The organism is Cupriavidus sp. WS (assembly GCF_000395345.1).
GTDB lineage: Bacteria > Pseudomonadota > Gammaproteobacteria > Burkholderiales > Burkholderiaceae > Cupriavidus > Cupriavidus basilensis_B.
This window is the reverse complement of record NZ_AQPL01000107.1, coordinates 1-4,150: the sequence shown is the minus strand read 5'-3', so window position 1 is coordinate 4,150 and position 4,150 is coordinate 1. Positions and strand designations below refer to the sequence as shown.

Below are 4,150 nucleotides of genomic sequence, written 5' to 3'. Positions count from 1 at the left end.
CAGCCGGCGCCGGCCGCCGCGCACGGCGGGCCGCGGCTGGCCGTGAGCCTGCCGGCCGGCGCCGCCGTGCTCGACGAGGCGGCGGCCAAGGCGCTGCTCGCGCTGGCCGGCATCCCGGTCAACGCCGGCACGGTGGTGGCGCACGCCGAGGCGGCGCGGCAGGCCGCGCCGTCGGTGGGCTTTCCGCTCGCGCTCAAGGTGGTCTCGCCGGACATCGTGCACAAGTCGGAGGTGGGCGGCGTGGCGCTGAACCTGCGCAGCGCGCAGGAGGTGGCCGACGCGGTCGGCGCGATGGCGGCGCGCATCGCCGCCGCGCGGCCCGATGCGCGCATCGAGGGCTGGTTCCTGCAGCGCATGGCCGGCGGCGAGGTGGAACTGCTGGTGGGCGCGCGCCGCGACCCGCAGTTCGGGCCGATGGTGGTGGTGGGCAGCGGCGGCGTGCTGGTGGAACTGCTGCGCGACGTGGTGCTGCTGCCGGCGCCGGTCGGCGCCGCGGCGGCGCGCGCGGCGCTGGCCTCGCTCAGGCTGGCGCCGCTGTTCGCCGGCTACCGCGGCGCGGCGCCGGTGGACCTGGAGGCCGCCGTCGACGTGCTGGTGCGTTTCGGTGCGCTCGCCGCGCAGATGGGCGAGCGCGATTTCGAGATCGAAGTGAATCCGCTCAGGCTGGGCGCAGACGGCTGCGTCGCCGTCGATGCCCGCGCGCGGTTCGGGGAGGAACCACAATGAGTTGCCTGAAAATCGAAGAGCATGGCCCGGTCACCGTCTTCACCATCGACAACGCGGCCAAGCGCAACGTCATCTCGCAGGCCACGGCGCTGGACCTGCAGCGCGCGTTCGCCGAGTTCGACCGCTCGGCGCAGCGCGTGGCCGTCGTCACCGGCGCCGGCAACGAGGCCTTCACCGCCGGCGCGGACCTGAACGACATCCCCGAGTTCTGGCGCTGCACGCCGGGCGCCGGCATCGCCACCGACAAGCCCATCATCGCCGCCGCGGCGGGCTGGTGCATCGGCGGCGGCATCACGCTGCTGGGCATGTGCGACCTTGCCGTGGCGGCCGACAACACCAGGTTCATGTACCCCGAGGCGAAGCTCGGTTTCACGCAGGGCTTCATCACCGGCATCGCCGCGCGCATCCCGCAGAAGGTGGCGATGGAGATCATGCTGCTCGGGCGCACCATCGACGCCGCGCGCGCCTACGAGGTCGGCCTCGTCAACCAGGTGGTGCCCGCCGGGCAGCAGCTCGGCGTGGCGCTGGAGATGGCGCACGAGATCGCCGGCCACGCGCCGCTGGTGGTGCGCGCGATCAAGCGCTTCGTGCACGAGCTGCTGCCGGCCAGCCCGGCCGAGTCGTATGCGCGCACGCTGCAGCAGCTCGACGCCATGCGCCTGTCCGAGGACGCCAGGGAGGGGCAGCAGGCGTTCCGCGAGAAGCGCCCGCCCAACTTCCAGGGGCGCTAGCGCCGCGTGAAGTCCCACCGAGTACCGCCGAGTACCGCCGAGCGCCGTCCAGAGCGCCAACGCAGGAGACACCTCATGAACCGCCGCCGTTCCCTCCGCCAGCTCGCCGCCGCGCTGCTCGGCCTCGCGCTGCCCGTGCTTGCCGCCGCGCCCGCGCGCGCGCAGGACAAGACCGTGCGCATCATCGTGCCTTATCCGGCCGGCGGCAACGCCGACAACATCGCGCGCCTGTACGGCGACGCGCTGGCCAAGAAGCTCGGCCAGCCGGTCATCGTCGAGAACAAGCCCGGCGGCGGCGCCATGATCGGCGCGCAGGCCGCCGCGCGCAGCCCCGGCGACGGTAGCGTGCTGTTCATGGCGCCGACCGCCGTGTTCGTGGTGACGCCGCACCTGCGCGCCACGCCCTACGACGCGCAGAAGGACTTCATCCCGGTGGCCAAGATCACCTCGTGGATTCCGGTGATGGTCACGCGCAAGGACTTTCCCGGCCACACGCTGGCCGAGGTGGTGGCCGAGGTGAAGCGGCACCCGGGCAAGTACACCTTCGGCTCGGCCGGGCCGGCCACCATGACCCACCTGATGGGCGAGCTGATGAACCAGAAGCTCGGCATGAATACCGTGCACGTGCCCTACAAGGGCTCGGCCGACCTGATCTCCGAGGTGGTCTCCGGGCGCATCGACATCGCTTACGACAGCGTGCTGGTGCCGCAGGTCAAGGCCGGGCAGGTGCAGGCCGTGGCCAGCATGGTGGCGCTGCGCAACCCGGACCTGCCCTCGGTGCCGACCCTGAAGGAGCTCGGCACCGACATCGACGTGCCCAACTGGTACGGGCTGTTCGTGCCGAGGGGCACGCCGCAGGCCGTGGTGGACCGGTTCGGCGCGCTGTCGCGCGAGATCGTGGCCGGGCTCGACAAGGACCAGCTCGGCAAGATGAGCATGAAGGCGGACTACCAGGACCCGGCCGCGTTCAAGACCCAGATCGGCCGCGACGACGCGCTGATGAGCGACGTCATCCAGAAGGCGAACATCCGTCTCGAATGACGGCGGCCGCCGGCTGCCCGGCCTGCTCCAGCAGCCAGTCGCGCAAGGCCGGCGCGCCGGCGCCGTGCAGCGTGGCCTCGGGATACACCAGGTAATAGGCCAGCCCGCTCGGCGCGGCGGCGCCGAACCAGTCCGCCAGGCGGCGCGCGGCCAGGTCCGGCTGCGCCAGCGCGCGCGGCACCAGCGCCACGCCGTGGCCGGCGCGCGCGGCTTCCATCACGCCGTTGGAGTCGGTGAAGACCGGCCCCTTGCGCGCCAGCGCGGGGGGCAGGCCGGCATCGGCCAGCCACAGCGACCAGTCGCCGCGGTGCTCGTCGTGCAGCAGCACCTGCGCCGCCACGTCGCGCCGCGCCGGTTTCGCGCGGCGCCCGCGCAGCAGCGCCGGGGCCGACACCACGCTCAGGTCGTCGTCGAACAGCTTGTGCGCGCGCAGGCCGGGATAGCGGCCGCGGCCGTGGCGCACCGCGAAGGCGATGCCGTCGCGGGCGAAGTCGGCCACCTGGTTGGAGGCCTTGATGCGCAGGTCGACCTGCGGGTGGCGCGCCTCGAACGCGCCCAGCCGCGGCACCAGCCACTGCGCGGCGAAACCCGGCGTGCAACTGATGGCGAGCCGGGGCGCGGCGGCCGTGCGCGCCGCCGCGGTGGCCTGCCCGATCAGCCCGAGCGCGCCGCTCACGGCCTGGAAATAGGCCTCGCCGGCCGGCGTCAGCGCCAGGCCGCGCGGCGAGCGCGCGAACAGCGCCACGCCCAGGCTCTGTTCCAGCCGCTTGAGCTGCAGGCTGACCGCGCCCTTGGTCACGCACAGCAGGTCGGCGGCGGCGCCCAGGTTCAGGCAGCGGGCGGCGGCGTCGAACGCCAGCAGGGCGTTCAGGGGTGGGAGCAATGTCTTCATGTTGAGGAAAACTAAACGAAGCGCCGCGAAATGTCGATAGCGCGGCGCGCATCGGCCCGCTAGTCTTGCGCGCAGGATCATTTCGCTCAACACCACCCAGCCTCCAGGCAGACACGATGCACGACCCCGGCCAGTCCACCGAAATCCCCCTGCTCGAACAGACGCTGGCGCACGCCCGCGACTACCTGGCCAGCCTGGCCGACGGCCCCGTGGCCGCCACGGCCTCGCTGCAGACGCTGCGCGCGCGCTTTGCCGCCGCGCTGCAGGAAGGCTCGCTCGATCCCGCGCGCGTGATCGGCGAGCTGGTCGAGAACACCGGCGACGGCCTCATGCGCAGCGCCAGCGGCCGCTTCTTCGCCTGGGTGATCGGCGGCAGCCTGCCGGCGGCGCTGGCGGCCGACTGGCTGACCTCGGTGTGGGACCAGAACGCCGCCATCCACGCCTGCAGCCCGGCCGAGGCGGTGATCGAGGAAACCTGCGGCGCCTGGCTCAAGGACCTGCTGCAACTGCCGGCGGCGGCCAGCTTCGCGCTGGTCACGGGCTCGCAGACGGCGCACACGGTGGCGCTGGCCGCGGCGCGGCACGCGCTGCTGGCGCGCGCCGGCTGGAACGTGGAGGAAGACGGCCTGTGGGGCGCGCCGCGCGTGCGCGTGCTGACCAGCGACCAGCACCACGGCTCGCTGCAGCGCGCGCTGCGGCTGCTGGGCCTGGGCCGCCGCGCGCTGGTGAGCCTGCCGACCGACGCGCGCGGCCGGCTGGG

The 4,150-nt window shown here is 73.4% G+C and carries 5 protein-coding genes; 4 read left to right on the top strand and 1 reads right to left on the bottom strand.

The window, feature by feature from the left end:
- The 3 genes from K206_RS0110605 to K206_RS37955 form a co-directional block, all read left to right on the top strand.
- Positions 1-726, top strand: a 726-nt coding sequence (locus tag K206_RS0110605; protein ID WP_029043463.1) for an acetate--CoA ligase family protein, incomplete at its 5' end; no start/stop codon positions are given.
- Positions 723-1,457, top strand: a complete 735-nt coding sequence (locus tag K206_RS0110600) for an enoyl-CoA hydratase/isomerase family protein (RefSeq protein WP_020202389.1) — start codon at positions 723-725, stop codon at positions 1,455-1,457. The genes K206_RS0110605 and K206_RS0110600, both read left to right, overlap by 4 nt.
- A gap of 75 nt (positions 1,458-1,532) precedes the next feature.
- The gene (locus tag K206_RS37955) at positions 1,533-2,498 is read left to right on the top strand and encodes a tripartite tricarboxylate transporter substrate binding protein (protein WP_020202388.1); all 966 of its coding nucleotides are present in this window, start codon (positions 1,533-1,535) and stop codon (positions 2,496-2,498) included.
- Here K206_RS37955 and gcvA read toward each other — a convergent pair.
- A complete protein-coding gene (gcvA, locus tag K206_RS0110590; RefSeq protein WP_029043462.1) occupies positions 2,467-3,390 on the bottom strand; it encodes a transcriptional regulator GcvA in 924 nt (307 codons plus the stop codon). The two genes, K206_RS37955 and gcvA, sit on opposite strands and share 32 nt — an antisense overlap.
- 116 nt (positions 3,391-3,506) lie before the next feature.
- On the opposite strand from gcvA, the gene K206_RS0110585 reads away from it, so the two are divergent.
- Positions 3,507-4,150, top strand: a 644-nt coding sequence (locus K206_RS0110585) for a pyridoxal-dependent decarboxylase (RefSeq protein WP_020202386.1), incomplete at its 3' end; no start/stop codon positions are given.

What these genes read in the sequence shown, in the direction of transcription:
- K206_RS0110600 (WP_020202389.1), top strand. Translation starts at nt 723, where the DNA reads ATGAGTTGCCTGAAAATCGAAGAGCATGGCCCGGTCACCGTCTTCACC.
- K206_RS37955 (WP_020202388.1), top strand. Translation starts at nt 1,533, where the DNA reads ATGAACCGCCGCCGTTCCCTCCGCCAGCTCGCCGCCGCGCTGCTCGGC.
- gcvA (WP_029043462.1), bottom strand. Translation starts at nt 3,390, where the DNA reads ATGAAGACATTGCTCCCACCCCTGAACGCCCTGCTGGCGTTCGACGCC.